Origin of the sequence: Mesorhizobium sp. B2-5-3 (assembly GCF_006441005.1) — a bacterium.
Lineage (GTDB): Bacteria > Pseudomonadota > Alphaproteobacteria > Rhizobiales > Rhizobiaceae > Mesorhizobium.
In genome coordinates, this window is the sequence record NZ_VFUS01000020.1 from 30,257 (window position 1) to 52,150 (window position 21,894).

General features: G+C 60.6%; 18 protein-coding genes. 6 read left to right on the forward strand and 12 right to left on the reverse strand.

What is annotated here, in order from left to right; all coding sequences use genetic code 11:
• Positions 1-119 precede the first annotated feature (119 nt).
• Complete coding sequence (locus tag FJ867_RS28055) at positions 120-1,496, reverse strand: aspartate aminotransferase family protein (protein ID WP_140819174.1); 1,377 nt, start codon at positions 1,494-1,496, stop codon at positions 120-122.
• Positions 1,497-2,018: 522 nt separating this feature from the next.
• On the opposite strand from FJ867_RS28055, the gene FJ867_RS28065 reads away from it, so the two are divergent.
• Entirely contained in the window at positions 2,019-2,708 is a 690-nt protein-coding gene (locus tag FJ867_RS28065; protein ID WP_140656684.1) for a haloacid dehalogenase type II, read from the forward strand.
• A 149-nt stretch (positions 2,709-2,857) separates the two neighbouring features.
• On the opposite strand, the gene FJ867_RS28070 is transcribed toward FJ867_RS28065, so the two are convergent.
• From FJ867_RS28070 to argE, 5 genes are all read right to left on the reverse strand, one after another.
• A complete protein-coding gene (locus FJ867_RS28070; RefSeq protein WP_140819176.1) occupies positions 2,858-4,333 on the reverse strand; it encodes an NAD-dependent succinate-semialdehyde dehydrogenase in 1,476 nt (491 codons plus the stop codon).
• A gap of 20 nt (positions 4,334-4,353) precedes the next feature.
• Positions 4,354-5,397, reverse strand: a complete 1,044-nt coding sequence (locus FJ867_RS28075; RefSeq protein ID WP_140819178.1) for a tartrate dehydrogenase — start codon at positions 5,395-5,397, stop codon at positions 4,354-4,356.
• A 229-nt stretch (positions 5,398-5,626) separates the two neighbouring features.
• Entirely contained in the window at positions 5,627-5,983 is a 357-nt protein-coding gene (locus FJ867_RS28080; RefSeq protein ID WP_140559989.1) for a cupin domain-containing protein, read from the reverse strand.
• A gap of 15 nt (positions 5,984-5,998) precedes the next feature.
• Positions 5,999-6,922 carry a glyoxylate/hydroxypyruvate reductase A gene (locus FJ867_RS28085; RefSeq protein ID WP_140656680.1) on the reverse strand — a complete coding sequence of 308 codons (924 nt, stop codon included), beginning with the start codon at positions 6,920-6,922 and terminating at the stop codon, positions 5,999-6,001.
• A gap of 17 nt (positions 6,923-6,939) precedes the next feature.
• On the reverse strand, positions 6,940-8,064 hold the full coding sequence (gene argE / locus FJ867_RS28090) for an acetylornithine deacetylase (RefSeq protein ID WP_140656759.1): 1,125 nt from the start codon (positions 8,062-8,064) through the stop codon (positions 6,940-6,942).
• Between the two features lie 233 nt (positions 8,065-8,297).
• On the opposite strand from argE, the gene FJ867_RS28095 reads away from it, so the two are divergent.
• Positions 8,298-9,176 carry a GNAT family N-acetyltransferase gene (locus FJ867_RS28095; protein WP_140656679.1) on the forward strand — a complete coding sequence of 293 codons (879 nt, stop codon included), beginning with the start codon at positions 8,298-8,300 and terminating at the stop codon, positions 9,174-9,176.
• 493 nt (positions 9,177-9,669) lie between these two features.
• Here FJ867_RS28095 and FJ867_RS28100 read toward each other — a convergent pair whose 3' ends face one another.
• The 3 genes from FJ867_RS28100 to FJ867_RS28110 all read right to left on the reverse strand — a co-directional run bounded on the left by FJ867_RS28100 (position 9,670) and on the right by FJ867_RS28110 (position 12,896).
• A complete protein-coding gene (locus tag FJ867_RS28100; RefSeq protein WP_140819180.1) occupies positions 9,670-11,199 on the reverse strand; it encodes a hypothetical protein in 1,530 nt (509 codons plus the stop codon).
• A gap of 420 nt (positions 11,200-11,619) precedes the next feature.
• A complete protein-coding gene (locus FJ867_RS28105) occupies positions 11,620-12,681 on the reverse strand; it encodes an ABC transporter ATP-binding protein (protein WP_140819182.1) in 1,062 nt (353 codons plus the stop codon).
• Positions 12,682-12,683: 2 nt separating this feature from the next.
• On the reverse strand, positions 12,684-12,896 hold the full coding sequence (locus FJ867_RS28110) for a hypothetical protein (protein ID WP_246675117.1): 213 nt from the start codon (positions 12,894-12,896) through the stop codon (positions 12,684-12,686).
• Between the two features lie 1,072 nt (positions 12,897-13,968).
• Here FJ867_RS28110 and FJ867_RS28115 point away from each other — a divergent pair.
• Positions 13,969-14,268, forward strand: coding sequence for a DUF1236 domain-containing protein (locus tag FJ867_RS28115; protein ID WP_140819184.1), 300 nt, complete (start codon positions 13,969-13,971; stop codon positions 14,266-14,268).
• A 176-nt stretch (positions 14,269-14,444) separates the two neighbouring features.
• On the opposite strand, the gene FJ867_RS28120 is transcribed toward FJ867_RS28115, so the two are convergent.
• Together FJ867_RS28120 and FJ867_RS28130 are read right to left on the reverse strand one after the other, a co-directional pair.
• Positions 14,445-14,846: a hypothetical protein gene (locus FJ867_RS28120; RefSeq protein ID WP_140819185.1), complete on the reverse strand. Its 402-nt coding sequence runs from the start codon at positions 14,844-14,846 to the stop codon at positions 14,445-14,447.
• A 682-nt stretch (positions 14,847-15,528) separates the two neighbouring features.
• A complete protein-coding gene (locus FJ867_RS28130; RefSeq protein ID WP_140656654.1) occupies positions 15,529-15,708 on the reverse strand; it encodes a hypothetical protein in 180 nt (59 codons plus the stop codon).
• Between the two features lie 665 nt (positions 15,709-16,373).
• Between FJ867_RS28130 and FJ867_RS28140 the strand changes: the two genes are divergently transcribed.
• Together FJ867_RS28140 and FJ867_RS28145 are read left to right on the forward strand one after the other, a co-directional pair.
• Positions 16,374-17,732, forward strand: coding sequence for a hypothetical protein (locus FJ867_RS28140; protein ID WP_246675118.1), 1,359 nt, complete (start codon positions 16,374-16,376; stop codon positions 17,730-17,732).
• Positions 17,725-18,480: an ABC transporter ATP-binding protein gene (locus FJ867_RS28145; protein ID WP_140819187.1), complete on the forward strand. Its 756-nt coding sequence runs from the start codon at positions 17,725-17,727 to the stop codon at positions 18,478-18,480. The genes FJ867_RS28140 and FJ867_RS28145 overlap by 8 nt, the downstream gene beginning before the upstream one ends.
• Positions 18,481-19,403: 923 nt before the next feature.
• Here FJ867_RS28145 and FJ867_RS28150 read toward each other — a convergent pair.
• Complete coding sequence (locus FJ867_RS28150) at positions 19,404-20,327, reverse strand: hypothetical protein (protein ID WP_140819189.1); 924 nt, start codon at positions 20,325-20,327, stop codon at positions 19,404-19,406.
• A gap of 316 nt (positions 20,328-20,643) precedes the next feature.
• On the opposite strand from FJ867_RS28150, the gene FJ867_RS28155 reads away from it, so the two are divergent.
• Positions 20,644-21,894: a glycosyltransferase family 1 protein gene (locus FJ867_RS28155; RefSeq protein WP_246675119.1), complete on the forward strand. Its 1,251-nt coding sequence runs from the start codon at positions 20,644-20,646 to the stop codon at positions 21,892-21,894.

Consider the following 21,894-nt stretch of genomic DNA (forward strand, 5'->3'; position numbering starts at 1 on the left):
TCCTGGAGCTGAGAGCCCGCACACAACTGCGCCCACTTGCAGTTTTCGCCACGCTTGTGCAACGGCAGGACGTTCCACATACCTGACAATTGCCAAGTTCGCTTCGGCGATGGCGACGATCACCCCTTCATCGCTTCCCGCACATCCTTGTCTTCGAGGGTTTGATCCAGCGTCATCCGGGTGCGTTCGAGGATACCATCGATGTCGTCGTCTGTGCAGCAGAGCGGCGGCGCAAAGCCAAGGATGCCGCTGTTGAAGGCGCGGATGACAAGGCCGTTCTCCCAGGCGCGCTCGAAGATGCGGCGCCCCGGATCGGCCGCCGCCGGCAGCGGCGTTTTGCGCGCCTTGTCCGTGACCAGCTCGATCGCAGCCAGCATGCCGCGACCGCGAACATCTCCAACCAGCGGGTGATCGGCAAGCGAGCGGAGGCCTTCCATCAGGCGCTTCCCGGCCTTCCGGCCGTTCTCGAGCAAGCCATCTTCATAGAGACGCAGGCACTCGAGCCCGACAGCGGCGCTCACCGGATGGGCTGAGTAGGTATAACCGTGGCCGACAGCCGCTTTGCCGGCTCCGTCCGCGATCGTATTGTAGACATGGTCGGCCATGAAGACGGCGCCCATCGGCACATAGCCTGACGTCAGTCCCTTCGCCGTGGTCATCAAATCCGGCACGACCTCGTCTTCCTCACACGCGAAAAGGGGGCCAGTGCGGCCAAAGGCAGTGATGACTTCGTCGGCAACGAACAGAATGTCGTGTTCCTTGCACACGGCGTGCAAAGCCTTTAGCCAGCCTGCCGGCGGAACCAGGACACCGCCCGAACCCTGGATAGGTTCAGCGTAGAAGGCCGCGACGCGATCGGCGCCGAGTTCAGCGATTTTGGCCCGCAGCGCCGCGACCGATGCATCGACAATCGCCTGCGGGTTGGAACCGACCGGATTGCGATAGGCGTAGTGCGAAGGAATTTTGTGCTGCCAGTCGTATGGTACGCCGAAACCCGCATGGAAAGCCGGGATCGCGGTCAGACCTGATCCTGCCGTCGAGGATCCATGGTAGCCATACTCGACCGAGATGAACTGGTCCTTTTGCGGCGCCCCCTTGGCATGGTGGTAATAGCGAATGAAACGGATGGTGCTGTCTATCGCGTCGGAACCGCCCAGTGTGAAATAGACATGGTTCAGATCGCCAGGCGCCAGTTCGGCAAGCCGCGCTGCGAGACGAATGGCCGGCTCCGACCCCAGCCCGAAATATCCCGTCGCGTAAGGAAGCTCTCTTAGCTGCTTGGCCGCTGCTTCGACGACGCTTTCTTGCCCGTATCCGATGTTGACACACCAGAGACCCGCGAACCCGTCCAGCAATGTTTTCCCACTTGCCTCGGTCACCGTCGCGCCCTTGGCGGATTTGAGCACCCGCACGCCCGTCTCTTCGTGGCTCCGATAACATGAAAACGGGTGAACCAGATGTGCGCGATCGAGTTCGATCAGGGAGTTTGCAAGCATTTCTTCCTCCGATTTCAGCGTAGCGCCCGACTGACGAGCGCATAGGTTCGGTGTGGCGCGGTTTCGTCCTTCAACTCGCCTGCGGTTCGTCGCATCGTTATGCCACCGCCGAGGTGAGTCAGCCTGCGACGGGTGAGTTCGACCGCACCGCTCGGATGCGCCATTGTCATCGTCTCCAGCGTGATCTGCTGCGCGGTCATGGTTCATTCCGGGCCTGAATTTTCCTAGGCCCAAGATAAGCTGCGGCCGACAGCAGTTCCTCCCGACCAGAACGTGAGCGATAGGCGTTTTGACTTTCCTTTGCCGCTGGCACCGCATGTTATGCGGACGCACGGCTGAAAGATCGCGCTCCCGCCGAGCTCGAAACGAACTCGGGCGCAACTCTCTGCCAAAGCTCTCGCGCGATACAAAACAATCTGCTTCATGGCGCATCGAATGCGGTGACTAGTCTTATCCGGCTCTCACTATGATACTTGTCGTTAAAGGCACGCGGTGCCGCCAAGATTGGAAGGATAGACGCCAATGACGCGTTTCAGACCGAAATACATCACCTTCGATTGCTACGGTACGCTGACCAACTTCGACATGGCCGGCGCGGCGAGACGAGTTTACGGTGCGCAACTCTCCCCAACCGTGATGGCGCAGTTCATCAAGGACTTCTCGGCCTATCGCCTCGATGAGGTTCTTGGCGCCTGGAAGCCCTACAGCGAGGTCGTGCACAATTCCGTGGAGCGCGCCTGCAAGCGCAACAATGTGACGTTCCGCCCCGAAGATGCCCAGCGCATCCATGCAGAAATACCGACATGGGGTCCGCACCCGGATGTCCCGGCGGGGCTGGCCAGGGTCGCCAAGGAGATTCCGTTGGTGATCCTGTCGAACTCCATGAAGAGCCTGATCATGTCGAACGTTGAGAAACTTGGCGCACCTTTCCACACGATCATCACGGCCGAGGAGACCGGCGCCTACAAGCCGCATATGAAGGGCTTCGAGTATATGTTCGACAAGCTCGGCTGCGGCCCGGAAGACATCACGCACGTGTCGTCCTCATTCCGCTACGATCTCATGACCGCCTATGATCTTGGCATCAAGAGCAAGGTGTGGGTGAATCGTGGCCACGAACCCGCGAACCCCTTCTACGAATACACCGAAATCAAGGACATCGGCGGGCTGGCCGGCGCCGTCGGATTGGAGCCCGTTCGCGAATTCGCCTGAACGTCTATTGCCAGTGCAGTCGCGCCAGGCTGAGGCGCTCCCCACCACGTTAATGATCACTGGTCGCAATACAAAGAAAGGGGCGGTTTTCACCGCCCCTTTCTTGTTGTTCCAACGCTTTGGAAGCTGCAGGTGCTGCCACCTACTGCCTAGTTAAGCCCGCCAACATGAAGCGTCTTGACCTCGAGATATTCCTCGATGCCGAGCTGCGATCCTTCGCGCCCCACCCCTGACTGCTTGACACCGCCGAAAGGCGCAACCTCGGTCGAGATCATGCCTGTGTTGAGCCCTACCATGCCGAACTCCAGCGCTTCGGCGACACGCCATGACCGGTTGAGGTTGTCGGTGTAGAAGTACGCGGCAAGGCCAAAGGGCGTACCGTTCGCGATCGCGATGGCCTCTTCTTCCGTCTCGAAGCGAAAAAGCGGCGCCACCGGGCCGAAGGTCTCTTCCGACGCCAGGAGCATCTCGGTCTTAGCTCCTCCCAGCACGATGGGCCGTGCATATTGCTTGCCGTCCGGCACCGTCTCGCTCTGGGCGATGATCCGCGCGCCTTTCGCCTGTGCATCGGCGATGTGACGCTCGATCTTGTCGATCGCTGCCGCATTGATCATCGGGCCGATCTCCGTGCCCTCGTCGGTCCCTGCGCCAACCTTCATTCGCGATACGCGCTGGCTCAGTTTTTCTGCGAAAGCGTCGTAAACGCCCGCCTGCACGAGAATCCGGTTTGCGCAGACGCAGGTTTGACCGCCATTGCGGAACTTGGATGCGATCACCCCCTCGACTGCATTGCCCAGATCAGCGTCGTCAAAGACGATAAAGGGCGCGTTGCCGCCGAGTTCGAGGCTGAGGCGCTTGATGCTATCGGCCGCGCCACGCATGAGCAGCGCTCCGACGCGGGTCGAGCCGGTGAACGAGATCTTGCGCACCGTCTCGTTGGCCATCAGTTCGTTGCCGATCTCAGTGGGCATGCCGGTGACAATGTTGATCACGCCGGCAGGGATACCTGTCCGTTCCGCCAGAACGCCGAGCGCTAGTGCCGAGAATGGCGTGAATTCCGACGGCTTGATGACAACCGTACAACCCGCGGCCAGCGCCGGCGCCACCTTGCGCGTTATCATTGCGTTGGGGAAATTCCATGGCGTGATGATGGCGCAGACGCCGACGGCCTCCTTCAGCACCAGAATGCGGCGATCTGGCGTGGGCGACGGAATGGTCGAGCCACCGATCCGGCGTGCTTCTTCGGCGAACCATTTCACGAAGGAGGCGCCATAGCGGATTTCACGGCGCGCCTCCGCCAGAGGCTTGCCCTGTTCCAGCGTCAGCAGCAACGCCAGGTCCTCTTCATTTTCCAGTATCAGACCGTGCCAGCGTTCCAGAAGCGCTCCGCGTTCGGCATGGGTCCTTGCTTTCCAGTCCTTGAACGCTGCCTGCGCTGCATCTATTGCAGCCCTTGTCTCATCCCGGCCCATGTCGGGTACGGTTCCAAGCACTTCCAAACTGGCCGGATCGATCACATCGACAGTCGCGTTGCTGTGCGCATGCTGCCAGACATCGCCAATGAGTCCCCGCTGGCGAAACAGGTCCGCATCCTTCAGGAAACCAATCTTCGTTATTGCGTTCATGGTTCTTTTCCTCTGCTCTTTCAGCTTAATCCGGCCAGCACGGCCTGCGTGATTGCTTCAGTCCTGTCCTTGCCTGCAATCGTGCCTATCCCGCGTGCGGTTGCGGACTCGATTGCCGACATCACTTCGGCTGCCGCCTGCCCCTCGCCCAGATGCCCGAGCATCATGGCGCCGGACCAGATCGCGGCGATCGGATTGGCGATACCGAGATTTGCGATATCGGGTGCCGAACCATGGACCGGCTCGAACATCGAAGGCGCGCTGCGATCGGGATTGATATTGGCGGAGGCGGCGTAACCCAGCCCGCCCTGAATGGCCGCTCCAATATCCGTGAGGATGTCGCCAAAAAGGTTGGAGGCGACGATCACGTCGAGGCTTTCAGGCGCCAGGACCATGCGGGCGGCAATGGCGTCGACGTGGTATTGCGAGACCTCCACATCGGCGTAGTCCTTCGCCACCTCGCGCGTGACCTCATCCCAGAAAACCATGGAATGTTTCTGCGCGTTGGATTTGGTGACGGATGCAAGCTTCTTGCGGCGCGTCCGCGCCTGTTCGAAACCGAAACGAAGGATTCGTTCGACACCCGTACGCGTGAAGATTGCCGTCTCGATCGCGACCTCATTGGCCGTGCCGGTATGAATGCGCCCACCGGCGCCGCAATATTCGCCTTCCGTGTTCTCGCGGATGCACAGTATATCGAAACCATCACGGCGAAGGGGCCCCTGTACGCCTGGCAACAGCCTGTGCGGCCGTATGTTGGCATACTGCGTGAATCCTTTGCGGATCGGCAGGAGCAGTCCGTGAAGCGATACGGAGTCGGCCACCTTCGCTGGCCACCCCACGGCGCCGAGGTAGATCGCATCGAATTTCTGTAGGATCTCGACGCCGTCTGGGGGCATCATCGCACCGGCTTCCAGGTAGTAGGCGCACGACCATGGGAACCTTGTATTCTCAAGGGCGAAACCGCCTCGCTTTGCCGCAGCCTGCAGCACCTCCCATCCCGCCTCGGTCACCTCCTTGCCGATGCCGTCGCCTGGGATGTGCGCTATCGTGTAAGCCTTCATTGAGGTCCTCCTGGAGACCGACGGGCACCGAAGGTCGCAGCTTGCTCAACACGGCAGCGACATTCGGCATCTCGTACCGGGTTTCATCGGAACAATAGTCGACAGCGCGCCGCATTTTCCGTCGAGGATGAGCCGCCCGACGGCGTCGAATCGCGTCGGGCGGGACTTGGAAAGTCGATTGTTCTGGAACCGCTGCGCGCGCTATTCGGCCGAACGTTGAGCCTTGAGCTCAGTCGTAAACGCTGACGTAGATCTTGCGCACAGTTTCGATCGTGCGCCATACGCCCACAAAGCCGGGCTTCATCACAAAACTGTCGCCGGTGCGGTAAGTCTTGGTCTCACCGCCCTTCTCCTCGATCTCGATGAGACCCGAAATGATGTGGCAGAATTCGCAGGTCGTGCCCTTGATCGAATGCGTTTCGCCAGGCGTCGCCTCCCAGACGCCGGTCAGGACCTTTTCGCCTTTCGAAGCGTCCTGCGCCCAAGTCTTGAAGGATGGATTGCCGGAGATGAGCCGCTCCGGAGCCGGTAATGCCTGCTTGGGCGCGAAGGCCGGATCTGTGTCGATCGTGATCAGAAGTGACATGTCATGTTTCCCTGGTTAGTAGCCGAGTGTCCGATCGACGAGGCCGATCAGTTCTTCTCCGGCGCGGTGGCGCCGGATATTGTCCACGACGGATTGCGCCGCGGAATCTGCTTGCGTCACGGAAGCGATGTGCGGCGTGATCGCCACCTTCGGGTGCCGCCAGAGTGGATGGTCGTCCGGCAGCGGCTCGGGATCGGTAACATCGAGCATCGCGGCGGCGAGGTGACCGTTGTCGAGAGCCTGGAGCAGGGCGGTTTGGTCTAACTGCGGCCCGCGGCCGACATGCAGCAGCCTCGCCCCGGCTGGCAGCCGGGAGAAGAGTTCCGCATCAAGGATGCCGCGGGTTTCTTCCGTCAGCGGCAGCAGGCAAACGAGAATATCCGTCTGCGCGAGAAAACCGGCAAGCTGATCCGCGCCATGGAAGCAAGTGACGCCGTCGATCTCCTTCCTGCTTCGGCTCCAGGCAGCGAGGGGAAAGCGAAACGGCAGCAATCGCTCGATAGCCGCCTGCGCCAGCATGCCGAGGCCAAGAAACCCTACGCGGCGTTCGGTCGCCTGCGGAGCGGCAAGACCGAGCCATGCCTGGCGCTTCTGCTGTTCACGATACGCCACCATATCCCGATGGAGGCTGAGCACGCCAAGAACGACATATTCCTGCATCATGCGAATGATGCCGTCCTCGACCATGCGCACCAGTTTCACCCGCCGAGGCAGGCTTTCACGCTTGAACTGGTCGACGCCGGCGCCAAGCGAAAACAGCACTTCGAGATTGCGATAGCGCGCGATGTCATCTGGTGCCGTCCAGGTCAGCAGGTAGCGCACCTTCTCCGGGTCGACACATTCGCTGCTGTGGAACAGTTCGACGTCCGGGAGCTCGCGTGCGAAAACCTTGCGGAAGACCGCTGCGCGCACCGGGTCGGAATTGAAAAGAAAAGCCATGACCCCGCCCTCTCCCGCTACGCGGCAAGGCGCGAGCCGAGACGCTCGATCATGCTCTGGCAGGCAGCAAGTTCGCCGATCTCGATATATTCGTTGGCACGATGAGCCCGGCCGATATCGCCGGGACCGCAGATGATCGCGTCGATGCCGGCCTGCTGATAGAGGCCAGCCTCCGTCCCATAACTCACTGCAGACAGGGGCTCCCGCCCCGTCAACTCGACCAGAAGGGCTGCCAAGTCACTCTCCTGCGCGAGCGAAAGCCCCGGATACGCGCTCAATTCATGCCACGCCACCTCAAAGCCGCTGTCACGTAGAGCCGCTAGCTTGGCCTTTACCGGCTCGATCAGGGATGATGGGGAAACGCCCGGCACCGCACGGACCTCGATGTCGGCGGTGCAGCGATCGGGGATGATGTTGACGGCCTGGCCGCCGGCGATGACACCGACCTGCAATGACGAGTATGGAGGAGCGAAATCCGTGTCGAACGGTCCGTTCGCAAGGGTCTGGCCATAGGCCACGACCTGCGTGACGAGACCTGCCATTGCATGCACGGCATTCAGCCCGAGCTCAGGCCGTGAAGAATGGCCGGACCGTCCGATCACCTCGAGCCGCGCAGCCGCCTTGCCTTTGTGCCCCCGCACGGCTTCCATCCGGCTCGGCTCACCGATAATCGCGCCAAGCGGCCTCTCGCACAGGCTTGGCAGGACGGCGATGAGATGCGGCACGCCACGGGCACCTGCCTCCTCGTCATAGGAGAATGCGAGATGAATTGGCCGCTGCAAGTCCATCGCCGCAAGCCGCGGCAGGGCGGCCAGCGCGCAAGCGAGAAAGCCCTTCATGTCGGACGTGCCGCGACCATGCAGCCTGGCGCCGTCTTGGCGCAGCACAAAGGGATCCGAGTTCCATTCCCGTTCCCCGGCCGGCACCACATCCATGTGGCCCGACAAGATGTAGCCGCGGGCGCGCCGAGGTCCGATTGTGACGAACAGGTTGGATCGATCGCCTTCGGGGCCGCGAAGGACGGTCGCTTCTGCTCCGGCCGCCTGGCAATATTCACGCACCCAGTCGACGATCGCGCCATTGGGCGAGCCCACGACCGAGGGGAACGCGATCAGCCTCGCAAGAATTTCTTCGACATTCACAGGGCGCCGCTCCACTCGCAGTTCGCTGGATGCAACAAGTGTGGCAGCAGGCGAGAGCATTCCGTGCCGAATGAAGCTATGCTTTGGCCGAAGATTTCGAATATCGGTCCGTAACCAGCGAAACCTGCTGGCTTTCGGATGCAATCATAGGGCAAAAGACGGCTGCGGAACCGTCAGCGGCGTCAGGACGTGGGCGCGAGCACGGGACTTGGATAAGGAGCGGGTCGACTGAAATGCAGAGATCAGTGCGCCTGAAGTCTTTCGAACTGGTCGCGCGGGACATCGACGAAGTCGAAGTCGAGCTGCTCCACGCGCTGTCGATCTCAGTCCGCTGGCCGCATCGGCCCAAGGATTGGGAGTTTCTGCGCCGTGCCGGCCGTGGCATCGTCGCCGTAGACGGCATTGGCCGGGTTTTCGGCAGCGCGATGTGGTTTCCGCAAGGGGACGATTTCGCCACCATCGGCGTCGTGATCACGACGCCCCGCACGCAAGCGCAAGGGGGCGGCCGATGGCTCATGGACCAGGTGCTTGAGCAGTGTGGCGATCGCAATTTGGCGCTTAATGCCACCCATGCCGCCTATCCCCTCTATGTCTCACTCGGTTTCACGAGCGAGGCGATCGTATATATGCATCAGGGGGAGGTTCCTCCGGCACTCCCGGCCATGCCGGCCATGGAGGGCGAATTGCAGGCGCTGCCGAGCGACCGGCTGACAGCAATCATGGCGCTCGACAAGCGTGCATTTGGGATAGACCGCGAGAGGCTGCTCGCACAGCTTTCGGCGAATGCCTCAATCCAAACTTTGAGCCGTGGCGGCGAGATCGTCGGCTATTCCATGTGTCGCGAGTTCGGGCGTGGTTATGTGATCGGCCCGATGGTCGCGCTCAGCGATCTGGACGCGGTCCATCTCACTGCCGTCCATCTTAGAAATCTTGCAGGACGCTTCGTCCGAGTGGATACCCGGGAAAAGGATGGCGTGTTTGCCATGTTTCTCGAGCAGTGCGGCCTTGGCCTTGCCGAGACCGTTACGACCATGTCCAAAGGACGCCGATTCCTGAACCGGGAAGAAAACGGACCGTGGGTTTATGGATTGGCCGGCCACGCATTGAGCTGAGGACCGCACCACAATCCGGCCGAAAGGCGCCAATGCAGATTGTGGTAGGGCGGTTTCGCGCCAGCTAATTGGCCGTCGCGGCATTCTCGATCAATCGCTCAAACCATCCCATTTGCACGTCGTTGCCGCCGATCACCGCACAGGACTTGAGCAACCTTTCGACGCCAGAATTTCTGTATTATGTGTGACGAGTGTCTTCGATGAGAAGGAGAGTTGCCGCGCAAAAGGCCCAAATGTTTTTTTCGAACGCCATTGAGCTTAGCCGATATAAATGAACTTACCTGAGAAGATTTCCCGGTAAGTATTTGATATTTTTGACAGTGGTGGGCCCGGAGGGCCATCGTTTTCTACAGAAAACAATATGTTAGCAGCTGGTTCGCCAACCCATTTCCTTCGTATTCTCTCGTATGGCCCGGCGAACCTAAAGATCAAGAAAGGGACTAGCTTTCTGCCTGGGCGCATCACTTCTGAACTCGCTGCGCACCCGTTCTGATCAATCTCGGTAGGTCCAATCGGTAATGGCAGCGATCTGCCTGAATACGCTATCGACGCCGTTGACCGTGGGGTCGGCACGTTCAAGCCAATTGTCGCCCCACGCAATCCATTCAGCCACGCTCCGCCCTTCGATCTCAGTAGACGGGTCGACGTTCATCGACCTTAGTGTCGCAAGAAAATCACGAACCGTTGCAAGCTCACGCCAATCCTGCGCCATCTCCTTGAGACGCCGCCAACGGTTCGCGTCGCGCTTGCGCCGTCGCTCTTCTTCGTAGCGGCGCTGTTCGGCAAGTTGCCGCTCGCGTTCAGCCGCCTCTCGATCCTTACGTTGCTGCACAAGGAGCGGTCCGGCTGCAATGAACGTTGCAACAATGTCGGGCAGCATGGTGTCCATCGGATGCTTTTCGGATTCAATCCATTGGCGCGAAAGACCGGTCGGCCACTGCCAAGTCTTGACCTCAATAACGAGCCGTCCCGTGGAAACCAGCTCCTGCTTCCAGTTTTTCTCTCCCGGCGAGCGCCACCGCTTTTCATCCTCGGTCAACGGCCGGCGTTCCTGCTTCTGCTTTTCGCGAACCTGAAACTCAAATTTCTCGCCCGAGACTTCGGCGAGGATCATTCCCCGCTCCCCCTGCCTAACCTCTCCGCCTTGACGCTCGACTGCCTTGAACAGCGCATCCAAAATGCGATGCTTGCGACGATCCGTTTCAGTGAACTCACTAGGCCGATACAGATCGCGCCTCCACGGGTCGCGTTCCTGTCGCGCCCGCCGCTTTTTCTCCTCATGCTCAGCGAGCCATGACGCGATCACTGCGTGCGGTCTCACCAAACGCTCCGGCACTGCGAGTCCAATTGCATTGGCACGCGCTCTGTCTGCGTGCTGTTTAACCTCAGGCGGCAATTCGACTAGCGGTGGCGGCAACGGCGTCGGACGGATGATGATGGTTCGCGCGCCGTTCGATTTCGGCATCGGCGTCTGCTTCGGCGCTTTGCCGACAGCGTGCTTCGCCCAATAGCCACGGGGCGGGTATGGAATGTCCTCGCGTCCACAGATCTTGGCGAGGCCATTGCCGCTAATTCCATACTCCTCGGCCAATCTCGACATCGGTGTCGTCCACACCGCGCGATAGAGATCCTCGCGCGTCATCGTTGTCGGTTTGCTCGGACGCGGCTTCGGTGGTTGAGGAGGCTTATTTTCACTCTCGGCGGCTTGGACGTCTGGCCTTGCAGCGGGAGCCACTTCGAGCTCCGTTTTGATTTGCTTAAGATTGCGCTTAGTCCCTCGCGTCTCGGTGTCCAGAATTAGCGGTTCGACACATCCACCTGGTGCTGGCGGCAACGACGGCTGTTCGGTTGGCTTCCCGAACTCCTTTCGCATCCAATGCCCGGCCGAAGGCGTCGGGATGTCGGCACGGCGCAGTAGCGTTGTAAGAATTCCCACCGTCGTCTCCAGCTCGGCAACCAAATGCGACATCGGCTTGGACCAAACGCGGTCATATAGTTCCTGGCGGGTGAAGCGGTGTTCCATAGCAATCAGACAAAGCAAGGAGTGCGGTCAATGTCGATAGCTGCGTAGCTGGGCGTAAGGCCCATCTTCTCAAGGCGTTTGGCACACTGCCATCGGAGACAAGCTTCCCAGATTCGCTTATCGAGCTCCATATCGCATTGCCGTACCGCCAGTGGACAACACCGCGCGGAGGCGAGCCGAAGCGGTCCGGCCGCGTCAAACCCGCCGCTTCCCGACGGCGGTCGCGCCATCGCCGACATCTGCCGAAATCCGAAATCCCCATAGCCATCGCCTGTGGCCCGCGGGTTCCTTCCTCGGGGACTTTCGTACGCCTGCCGGCGCCCGAAACTCATCACGCGAGCAGACAGTCCGGTTTCGGATGGGTCAGACTGGAAACTCGCCCTTCTAGCGAATCGGCTCTCCGCAAACCACCGCCATGGCTCAGCGAATGCGGCTACCTTCTCCATCGAAGACGCGGGCGCGCTTGGGTTGGAAGCGCAGCATGATAGTCTCGCCGAAGTGCGGCTGGTCGTCGCGGCGTTCTGCGACTACGGTCTCGCCACTAGGCAGCGCGCCATGCACATAGGAGGTTGAGCCGAGGCGCTCGGTGACGTCGACGGCGAGCGGAAGCGCCACGCCCTCCTTCTCATCGAGATGTTCCGGCCGGATGCCGAGCGTTACGGCCCTGCCGTTCTCCAGCTTTGTGTTCAAATGCGAGATGTCCACCTTTGCCTCGCCGACGATAAGCGCCTTGCCGTCATCAACCACCGTCGCCTTCAGGAAATTCATACGCGGCGTGCCGATGAAGCCGGCGACGAAGGCATTGTCGGGGTCGTCGTAGAGCGACAGCGGTGTGCCGGTTTGCTCGATACGGCCCGCCTTCAGCACGACGATCTTGTCGGCGAGCGTGAGCGCCTCGGTCTGGTCATGCGTGACATAGACCATGGTGCGGCGGATCGACTGGTGCAGGCGCTTGATCTCAGCCCTGAGCTCGGTGCGCAGGGCGGCATCCAGATTGGAGAGCGGCTCGTCGAACAGGAACAGGCGCGGGTCGCGCACCAGTGCCCGGCCAATGGCGACGCGCTGGCGCTGGCCGCCGGAAAGCTCGCGCGGCAGGCGCGACATGAGCGGCTCGATCTGCAGCAGGCGCGCCACGCCGGTAACCTTCTCGTCGGAAGTCCTGCGGTCGAGGCCGCGCATCTTCAGGGGAAAGGCGATGTTCTGCGCGACCGTCATCGTCGGATATAGCGCGTAGGACTGGAACACCATCGCGACATCTCGTTCCCGCGCCGGAAGATTGGTGACGTTGCGATCGCCAATGACGATGGTGCCGGAATCAATCGGGTTAAGGCCGGCCACCGCATGGAGCAGCGTCGACTTCCCGCAGCCCGATGGCCCGAGCAGCACGACGAAGGAGCCCTCTTCCACCTCGACCGAGATGTCGTCGAGCACGCTGACCGCGCCATAGGATTTCGATACCGACCTTATCGACAGTTGCGCCATCTTCAGCCTTTCACGCTGCCAAGCGTCATGCCGCGCACGACCTGCCCCTGCACCAGGATGCCGAGCACGATCATCGGCAGCATGATTAGGGTGGCGGCCGCGGTGAGCGCGCCCCACTGGATGCCCTGGAATGTCAGGAAAGAGGTGATCGAGACCGGTAGCGTCTGGGTGTCGCGGCCGGTCAATTTGTTGGAGAAGCCGACCTGGCCGAACACCGGCCCGACCCCGCCCGCCCAGGCCCGGCCATGGGCATGGGCATGGTGGCGATCCGGCGCTTGAAGCGGACAACTTCTATACCTGCAAAATCCGTGACCGGAAGCTCGATATGCGCGACCTGCGTCAGGTGATGTGTCATGAACTGCCCAGACCACGAGCCGCTCGAGATCGACTGACTCGGATCAAATCTACGCGCAGATATTCTGTTATCGCGGGATATCTACCATCAGGGTTTTCTGGTAATATACTTCTTGGCGGACCCCAACCCGCTAGGCCGGCGCCCATTAAAAGCCGGGTTTACCCCCCCGCCCCCCAAAAAGGCGCCGGCCAACAGTTCTATGTGGTACCTTTGTACTGGGTAGCCTCAATCCATAATGAGAGTGCAATAGCTGGCGACCGCCCCTTAACTTCCAAATCGCGACCTCGAAAGCCGCCAGCCGCGATCCATACTGTCTTTGAACGCTGATAGATTTTAATGCCCCGTGCGCTGGCCCAAGCGCACAGGTATTCAAAGTCTCGCTTCATGGTTTCTCCACACTAGCCAATCGGAACGCACATAACTGCGAGGGCGGAGGTATGTTCCATTGAGCAAGAGCAGCCCGCATTTGCCGGTTGGTTTGCGTTGCCACTCTCATTCGTTCTCTGGATCAATGTCATTGTCTTTTGCTCACCAAACGTACTGCAAATAGAGGACCCGCCAGCCACCGAGATGGCTTGCGGGTCCTATCAGCACAGGAAGGGACGTAGCTGTGCCGATCCACGACATGTCAGCCAAGGAATATGCCGATCACCAAAAATGTGAAGGCTGTCGCGAAAATTGGCGCGAGCAACCAACGCGCTTGACCAATGCTTTTATCCATCTGCTTTCTCCGAATTTGGAGAAGCAACTACCCTAGCCCTAAGCCGTTCCGCCTAGTCTCAAGAGGTAAGACCATTGCGTTTTGTGATTGGCCTTTGGTCTGGTCAGGATTCCGACTGAAGCCTGATCGAGGAACGTTCGGCCTGCCGACGTGTTCAGTTGCCTGGCGCGCAGAAGACTTGTGCTGTCGCCGGAACAACAGGAGAAAAACCATGAGGATCCACCTTACCAGCACCGCTGCGGCGCTATTGCTTTTGGCCGGCGGCGGCGCAGTTGCGGCACAGGATGTTGTCATCACACCGGAACAGGATACCGTCGTGCGCGAATACGTGAAGAAGCAACCGCTGGCTTCCGTGAACCTTCTCGGACTTGAGTTGAATGTCGGCACGGCTCTGCCGGACACGGTCGAGCTCCATGAAGTTCCCAATGTCAAATACCGATATGTGGTGGTCGACAACCGCACGTTTTTGGTGGACCCGAGCACCCGCAAGATCGTCAAGGTCTACGACTGAAATCTCGAACGAAACCCACAACCCGCCGCCACATTTGGCGGCGGGTTGTGCATGTCAAATCGCCAGTCAACCGGACAAATGAAAATCGTGAACTCCCGAAGCCGAGACGTCGAAAACCCTCGTGGCGCTCCTGGTTGATCTCCAGAAACGCGCTCAACTCGGCTTGGCACAGGTACTTACTTCCTGGTGATCCAATCCAGCAAACCAATTTGGACCTCATCACACCCGGCGTATTCGAGTACCAGGGTCTTAGCCAGATCGCGCCATTGACACTCGGGCACGTTCGTTCCCAACACCAAATCTCTGAACGCTGCGCGGAGGACATCGGCATCGAACGCTGAAACAGCAAAGGGAGCCGGGTCTGCATCCTCCCAAGCTCGGGCGGTGTCATCGCCATGGCTTTGGCGCAGGCGTTTCAGAAGCTCGCGTGATGCCGCGATCACGCATCGGGAGTGATCAATATCGCGCCGAAATGCGGCGTTTGCTACCATGGAATGACGTCGCAACAAAAAGGTGGCTTCAATAGCCGCCCGCGCAATGTCTATATGGGTATCATGGGTATCATGGGTATCGAGCATCGCTGCCTCCCTTAAGCAGCTATCGGGGCTGCACCTTCTTAGGTGCTGAGCTGTGAATCTCAGCCGTCAGCCGCTGCTCCCGGAGCCGAGCTGTCTTCGCATCCCGTGCCGCCCGCTCGACCTCGATCAACTCGCGCGCAGCATCCGAGGTACGCTCCTTTCTCTCGTGCCTTTCTTTGTCGGTGAACCGTTGCCTTCTCCGCATCGTTGCCCCGATCTAACGGTCCCGCAGTGTTGCCGCACAGAACGATTGTCGCCAGATGGGGTTCCACCCACACAGTAAAAAGCCCGCCACCCTTCGGTAGCAAGTGTTTGGCCGCAAAAAGACGTAGGCGGAGTGCGGGAGAGACGCCCTTAAACGCAAAGACTGGGCAGGCGGTAAGTTTCCGTGACTTTGGCTAACGGCCCAGCGGCTGCTTCGATAGCGAAATCAACTCGGCCTCGACCTCCCCCTTGCAATGATCCGGGAGGCAATCGAGTCGCACTCATCAGGCAATGGGTTGTCTAGCTTAAGCTCGTCGAAGACCCGCCCAAGCAGTGCCAACTCGGATTCATCGAAAATACCGGCCTCGGCCGCCTTTCGTTGAATTGGCATGATTTTCTCCCGGAAGACCAACCGCGAAAACATGCAGCAGGACCTCCGGTCGCGCGAGGGCTTCACGGGCCGCGATCCTGGCCGACATCAAAATGGCCGGCGCTGGGTTTTTAGAAACCGGGCTTCGCGCAGCAGCGAGTTCCAGTCTGTCCCGATGAGCTTGATCAGATCCAGTGCATCCCCTTCGGGAATGCCGACCTCGCTTGCGAGCCGTCGGGCGAGCAATTGCTGATTCTCCCTCTCGTGCCCATCGCTATCCTTTTGCATCGGATCGATCCTCCTTCGCACCCAACTAGCCAACTGGCCCTTCGTTTCTCGGACAAGAAAAAAACCGCCACTGAGAAGCAGCGACGGGCCTCAGGTAGCCGGCCAGCGGAGGACGATGCTGGCCCAGGGCAGCAACGTGGCCCCAAACGGTGGCATCTAAGCGGAAACTAGCCTGCCACATCTCGGCAAGCGGGCGAGTCTGGGGGAACACATACATTGTATGGGAACGGTGCAAGGGCCGGAGTTTCGCGGCGTGGGCGATAAACAAATTGAAAGCCTCCGATTAGGAGATAACCGGCAGGCCGTGCGACATGGCGGCATGTATACCGCCATGGCTGGGTCCACCGGCATCGGCTCGATATGCGCGCCACGCCGTCGCGGGGCCATGTCGATCCGGTGGCGATGGCGATGTTCTGAAAGCCGAAGGCCAGTATGTCCTGCGCCGACAATCGGCTTTCGAAATAGACGTCGACATTGGGCATCTGGCTGAGCTGATACTCGCGATAGTCGCCCACCCGGCCCCATGCCGAGAGGCTGGGCAAGCGGCATTCGCGCGCGACGCAGCCGCCGACTTCGGCGCCGGCCTCGGTAATCTGATAGCCGCGCAGGCCGAGCGAGCACCCGCCGATCGGCACGCAGTAACCACGCCCTTCAACGAAGCCGCGGTGAACAACGCGATGACAGCGGTGCGCACCGTCACGACCAGCCTTCAGGCGACGATGCAGGACTGTCTCCTGTCAGCGCTGAGAAACGTCAGCGCAAAGTTCGCGCATGGGAGGCTGAGGGCGACGGCCCTACTGGCGGCACAATCGTCGCCGACCTATGTCGACATCCAACCGGTTTGCGATTGCGATGATGGAACAATGCGGCACGACAGGCTTGTCCTGACCCTACTCCGGCGCGAACTCTCGGCTGGCTTGCGCTCGACGCGCCGCCGCGATCTTGTTTGGATCGTCGCTGGTGGTGGTGCTCTGTTCGCCTACGCCGTTGCCGACATCGTCGTCGCATTGCAGGCGGCATCCGTCACGCTTAGGCAGGCCCAGATGATGTGGACGGTCGGACTGCCGGCCGCACTTCTACTGCTTGGCGCCTTCACCGGTTGCGCGCTCGCCAGGCTTTGCCTGTCGCGCGCCTTCGCGCCTTTTCTCAGGGCATTGCCACTTTCACTCGTAGAGCGCCGGCGCATGGCGGCGACGGCAGCGTGTGTGCTGGGCGTTCTCACTACCTTCATCGTCGCGGCGGCAGTGGGCCTTGGCTGTCTCGTCATCGCAAAACCGCTCGCACAAGCCTGGGGTCTCGGCGCCGCGATCCTGTTTGGCGCGGGCTTTTGCACGACAGCCGTCCTGCGCCTGCGCAGCGCTCGCGATCTGGTCAACACCGACACTGCCGATCCGGTGAGCGTTCGCGGCGGACGCAAGCCTTTGCTCGGCGCCTTCGATCGCTCGACGCCGACCTGGACCTCGAGCTGGGCCTGGGGTTTGCCCGCCGGCCACGTAACCCTTTCATGGCGGCTGGCGGGAGCAGCTGTCCTGTTCGGTCTGGGGGCGGCAATCTCCGCTTCCATTAGCTTGGTTCGCCATGACGCGGTGCCGGCGGCCATGGCCGGCCTGACCGGTGGCCTTCTCATATTCATGCTGAGCGCGCGCTTCCATCCGCTCGGCTCGCCGGTGCTGCGCACGGCTCCGCTCGGCTTTACCAGGGCCTGGCTGCGCCTGACGCGGCTGCCCCTGCAATTGTCGGTCGCCTACTTTCTCCTGCCGGCTGGCGCTGCACTGGCGGCGGAGCCGTCGGCCTGGGCGATGCCGCTTGCCAGCGGTTTCTGGCTGCTGGCGCTGAACGGCGCCTATGCGGTGTTCGCCGCCTATTTCATGACCGCGCCGTTCGTCGCCGTGCTGAGCTTCCTCAGCGCCATCGCCTACACCAGCTACGAATCGCTCGAATATGGGCGCACGGTGCTGATTGGCTTTGCCGCCCTTGTCCTGTTCCTGTGGCACCGGGCGCAACGGAGATATCGCCATGGATAGCAGCGCCGATCCCGTCGAGATACTCGCGGTTCGCGGGCTCAGCGCCGGCTATGGGGGCCGCGCGGTCGTCAGCGACATCGATCTGTCGATCGACCGAGGCGACATCCTTGGCCTGCTTGGCGCCAACGGCTCGGGCAAGTCCACCTTGCTCAGGGCGATCACCGGCCAGATTCCGCCACTTGGGGGGACCGTGGCGATCGACGGGATCGATCTTGCCGGCGCACCGGAACGTGCCAAATCCGGTTTCGGTCTTGCCATGGATCCATCCGATCTACCGGTGGCGCTGACCGGGCGGCAATATCTTGAGCTCGTCGCCTCGATCCGCGGCTGCGCCGAAGACGACTGGCCTGGCGTCAATGTCGCCGACCGGCTCGGGCTCAACCGCTGGCTCGACCGACCAATTGCCGAATATTCACTCGGTACGCGGGCCAAGATCGCCATTGCCGCGGCTCTCCTCGGGGCGCCGCCGCTGCTGATCCTGGACGAGTCCGTGAACGGCCTTGATCCGCTTGCCGCCTTCGAGGTCAAACGCATCATCCTTGCATTGGCGGCGAGCCGCCGCCAAGCCGTCATCATCTCCACCCACGTGGTCGAAGCGGTTCCCGGCCTGTGCAATCGCGCGATCCTTCTGGCCGATGGCAGCATTGCCCGAGAGTGGGACGCCCGGCAGTTGGCCGACGCCAGCCACGCACCCGGGACCTTTGAGCTCAACATCATGCAGGTGCTGTCGGAACCCATGAGCTGGTGAAGCGGTAACCTCGGCCGCAGACATGGGGAAGTCGAGAGTGACGATCAACCGGCGGGGTGCACCCTGAGCCTAGGCGATCGCCAGCGAGCTTTCGAGGTCTCTGGTCGATAGCAGCGTCGCCAACCGAAACGTGGGCCGCCGGCGTCAGCCTGGCACTCCCATCCCCCACCGACGAGCCGTTGGGAAAGGGTAACCGGTTGTCCTCCTCAGCGCCAGTCCCTCCCGCCGACGGCACCACTGCCAGATGGCCTCATCGTCACCCGCAGATGGAAGACGCTGGCCGGTCGCCAACGTCGTGGGGAGACCCCGCTCCCATCAAGGGCTATCTGCTCGACGGTTGAGAAGTCGTTGGCAGCTGATTAGTGGGAAATTTTGACGTCACTCTGCCGTTTTCACCAGCGACTCGGCCATGCCCCGCTCCGTGCTCGCCCGTGGGAGGGATGGGGCGGTGGTCGAAGCATAAGGGTCTGATGCTCTGTTTTCGGCATTGCGGCGATGAGGATGATGATAGTCCATGTCCAGACCACGACCGCGCAGCCACGGGCCGGAACAAATCTTGGCAAACGATGTTTGGCAGCCCGAACAATAGGTGGAGTTTGATGCTGCAGCAAATCGTATCAGGTCTCAGGCACATGCTTCGACCGCGGGCGCGTGAATCGCTGGCGGATCCGGTTGACGCCATCATTCGCCTTCTCAAGGAAGACCAACCATCGACCCGGAATCCTCCCGCGACCGCAATGCCCGAACGTCCGTATCAGATTCAGCGAAGACGTCGCCGCTACCGCGATCGCGGAGATCCACCCCAGGGCTGATTGCCTGCGGGTGTCGTCCGATCCGCGATCGAAGCGAGCACTTGTGTCCTCACTTACAGCGGTAGGGACGGTTGACCGTCGCGGTGATGGCGCCTTTCCGGGCGCGCTGGGTCAAGCGACGTTTGAAAAAATCTGCTGATCCAGGTCGCACGTGGCCAGCCCGTAGCGCCACTTATGATTCGTTGCCTCGCGCCGGCTCTGATAGAACAGCGTCAGTTGCCGGCCCTCTATCATTACAGTCGAGTGCCCGTTCTCTCCCGGCTCGCCCGGATCCAGCACTGGGCCGACGGACACGTAAGGTCCTTCGACGCGATCGGCAATTGCGAAGAATACACGCTGGCGGCTGCCGCGCGGACCCTCAGGGAGGAAGCAGGTTGCATTGAGCAGCACGCGTCCATCCGGCAACTCGACCAGTTGAGCGCCTTCGATGCCCCATTCATAGTCGGGATGCTCGCGTGCGTTGTGATGCGGAACGTCCAAGTGGTCCAGGATCTTGCCAACGCGCTTCCATGGTCCGAACCAGGAGTCGGACTGGCTGCGTGCGAGATAGACGTCGGGTTGCGGGACCCTGCTGAACTTCGGCATTCCCGAATAAACGATGTAGCGCTTGCCGCCGATGACCGCCGGATGGGGATCGTAGATGCCATCTTCATCGGTGTCCGGCAGGGATAATATCGCCGACGTCAAAACAACCCAGTGGAAACCATCATTAGACACCGCATGCTCGCACCGCCCACCCGACTTCATGAATTCGGTCTGGATGAACATGTGGAAAACCCCGCCTTTGTGGATGACACCGGGCGCCGCCACGCCCGAGCCGGTGATCGGCAAGGCGATCGGTTCATGCTCGGTCCAGGGGCCACGCGGATCCGGCGCTGTGGCGTGCAGTATCTTCCATTCCTCGCTCGTAACGGTGCCGCTCGATCCGAACATGTGCCAGACCGTCCCGTCGAATACGGGACAAGGATCTTTCAGGTCGTCCACCTGCTGCGGGTGAAACAACGGAAAGACGTGCGTTTCGAAATTGATCTTCATGTCCACAAACCTCGACCGCCTCTCTCAGCTTCCGACACCCAGGTCCAAACAAACTGATTCGAGGCGTTCGTATTCTAGCAGCGTCGGCTAACACGTGTTGATTTTCCCGCCGGCCTTCAACAGCTGGATGCGTGGCAAAGCGCCACGTTAGGGCGCCGCCGTAGTCCCAATTCCAGCGGATCTCATGCCGCATTCCGACACCGCCTGCGAAGCAGTCGGGCGACCCTGCCTCTGATCGTCGGGGCCGGCGATCGACCTACGCGGGTCAATTAATCCCGTTGGAACAACTTACTGAATCGCAAGTTAGATAGAACTGATGGGTATCAGATGGCAACGTGAAAAATTAACCTACGTTAATTTTCGCGGTTATAACTCGTATAAAAAGGGAAAATATATGGACATCGCGCTTTCAAAAACAAAAAAAAGCACATCACAGGCGTATAATTCAGTACTTATCTGCTTTTCACATCTCCGATGGAATTTTGTATTTCAAAGGCCACAGCACCTCCTGACCCTCGCCGCCCGGCAGCAACAGGTAATTTACTTCGAAGAACCAGCCTTCGAAGATGTCCGCGGTCCCTTCATGCGCGTGAACGACGTAGCTCCGGCAATCAGGGTTGTCACGCCGGTCGTCCCCATTGGAACATCAGCGACAAAGGTGGATGCGATCCAGCGAAGTTTCGTCAATGAACTCGTCGCGCCGGTTCCTCATGACCGGCTGATTGCCTGGTATTACACGCCAATGGCGCTGCGCTTCAGCAGCCATCTTCGCTGCAATGTGTGCATCTACGATTGCATGGACGAGTTGTCCGCCTTCCGCGACGCGCCGGCGGAATTGGCACAGATGGAAAAGGAGTTGTTCGGCCGCGCCGATCTGGTCTTCACGGGCGGGCAAAGCCTCTATGAGGCAAAGCGCAGTCAGCATCGTTCAATTTTTCCGTTCCCAAGCAGCATCGATGCTGCTCATTTCAGCAGGGCGAGAGGGGGTGGCGACGAACCGGCCGACCAGGCAGGCATCCCCCATCCAAGGGTCGGCTATTTCGGCGTGATAGATGAACGGCTCGACATCGCCCTTGTGGGCCAGACGGCTGCGGCAATGCCCGACATCCAGTTCGTCATGCTGGGGCCGGTGGTCAAGATCGATTCGGCGATCCTGCCACGGGCTGGCAATTTGCATTGGCTCGGTCCCAAGAACTATGCCGACCTGCCGAGCTATCTCCGTCATTGGGCAGGCGGATGGATGCCATTCGCACTCAATGAGGCAACGAGATACATCAGCCCAACCAAGACCCCCGAGTTTCTTGCGGCCGGACTGCCGGTGATCTCCACCGCCATCGTCGATGTCGTTCGCACCTACGGTGCGGCGGGTCTCGTCGAGATCGTCGACGCCGACGATATTGCGATCAAGCTTCGCTCCATTCTGGCCCGCCCCAAAGACCTGCAGGTGAGGGAAGTTGATGCCTACCTCGCCGACAAGTCGTGGGAACGTACTTGGGATGCCATGGCCTCACACATCCAGGGTGTCCAGGCGATGAAAACTGTCGTTCCGCTGCGCAGGAGAGCCTGA

Excerpts from the sequence above, each read along its gene's own strand:
- FJ867_RS28070 (WP_140819176.1), bottom strand. The coding sequence starts at position 4,333 with ATGAACGCAATAACGAAGATTGGTTTCCTGAAGGATGCGGACCTGTTT.
- FJ867_RS28100 (WP_140819180.1), bottom strand. The coding sequence starts at position 11,199 with ATGGAACACCGCTTCACCCGCCAGGAACTATATGACCGCGTTTGGTCC.
- FJ867_RS28080 (WP_140559989.1), bottom strand. The coding sequence starts at position 5,983 with ATGTCACTTCTGATCACGATCGACACAGATCCGGCCTTCGCGCCCAAG.
- FJ867_RS28095 (WP_140656679.1), top strand. The coding sequence starts at position 8,298 with ATGCAGAGATCAGTGCGCCTGAAGTCTTTCGAACTGGTCGCGCGGGAC.
- FJ867_RS28105 (WP_140819182.1), bottom strand. The coding sequence starts at position 12,681 with ATGGCGCAACTGTCGATAAGGTCGGTATCGAAATCCTATGGCGCGGTC.
- FJ867_RS28155 (WP_246675119.1), top strand. The coding sequence starts at position 20,644 with ATGGGTATCAGATGGCAACGTGAAAAATTAACCTACGTTAATTTTCGC.
- FJ867_RS28120 (WP_140819185.1), bottom strand. The coding sequence starts at position 14,846 with ATGCTCGATACCCATGATACCCATGATACCCATATAGACATTGCGCGG.
- FJ867_RS28130 (WP_140656654.1), bottom strand. The coding sequence starts at position 15,708 with ATGCAAAAGGATAGCGATGGGCACGAGAGGGAGAATCAGCAATTGCTC.
- FJ867_RS28055 (WP_140819174.1), bottom strand. The coding sequence starts at position 1,496 with ATGCTTGCAAACTCCCTGATCGAACTCGATCGCGCACATCTGGTTCAC.
- FJ867_RS28145 (WP_140819187.1), top strand. The coding sequence starts at position 17,725 with ATGGATAGCAGCGCCGATCCCGTCGAGATACTCGCGGTTCGCGGGCTC.
- FJ867_RS28150 (WP_140819189.1), bottom strand. The coding sequence starts at position 20,327 with ATGAAGATCAATTTCGAAACGCACGTCTTTCCGTTGTTTCACCCGCAG.
- FJ867_RS28085 (WP_140656680.1), bottom strand. The coding sequence starts at position 6,922 with ATGGCTTTTCTTTTCAATTCCGACCCGGTGCGCGCAGCGGTCTTCCGC.
- FJ867_RS28075 (WP_140819178.1), bottom strand. The coding sequence starts at position 5,397 with ATGAAGGCTTACACGATAGCGCACATCCCAGGCGACGGCATCGGCAAG.
- FJ867_RS28115 (WP_140819184.1), top strand. The coding sequence starts at position 13,969 with ATGAGGATCCACCTTACCAGCACCGCTGCGGCGCTATTGCTTTTGGCC.
- FJ867_RS28065 (WP_140656684.1), top strand. The coding sequence starts at position 2,019 with ATGACGCGTTTCAGACCGAAATACATCACCTTCGATTGCTACGGTACG.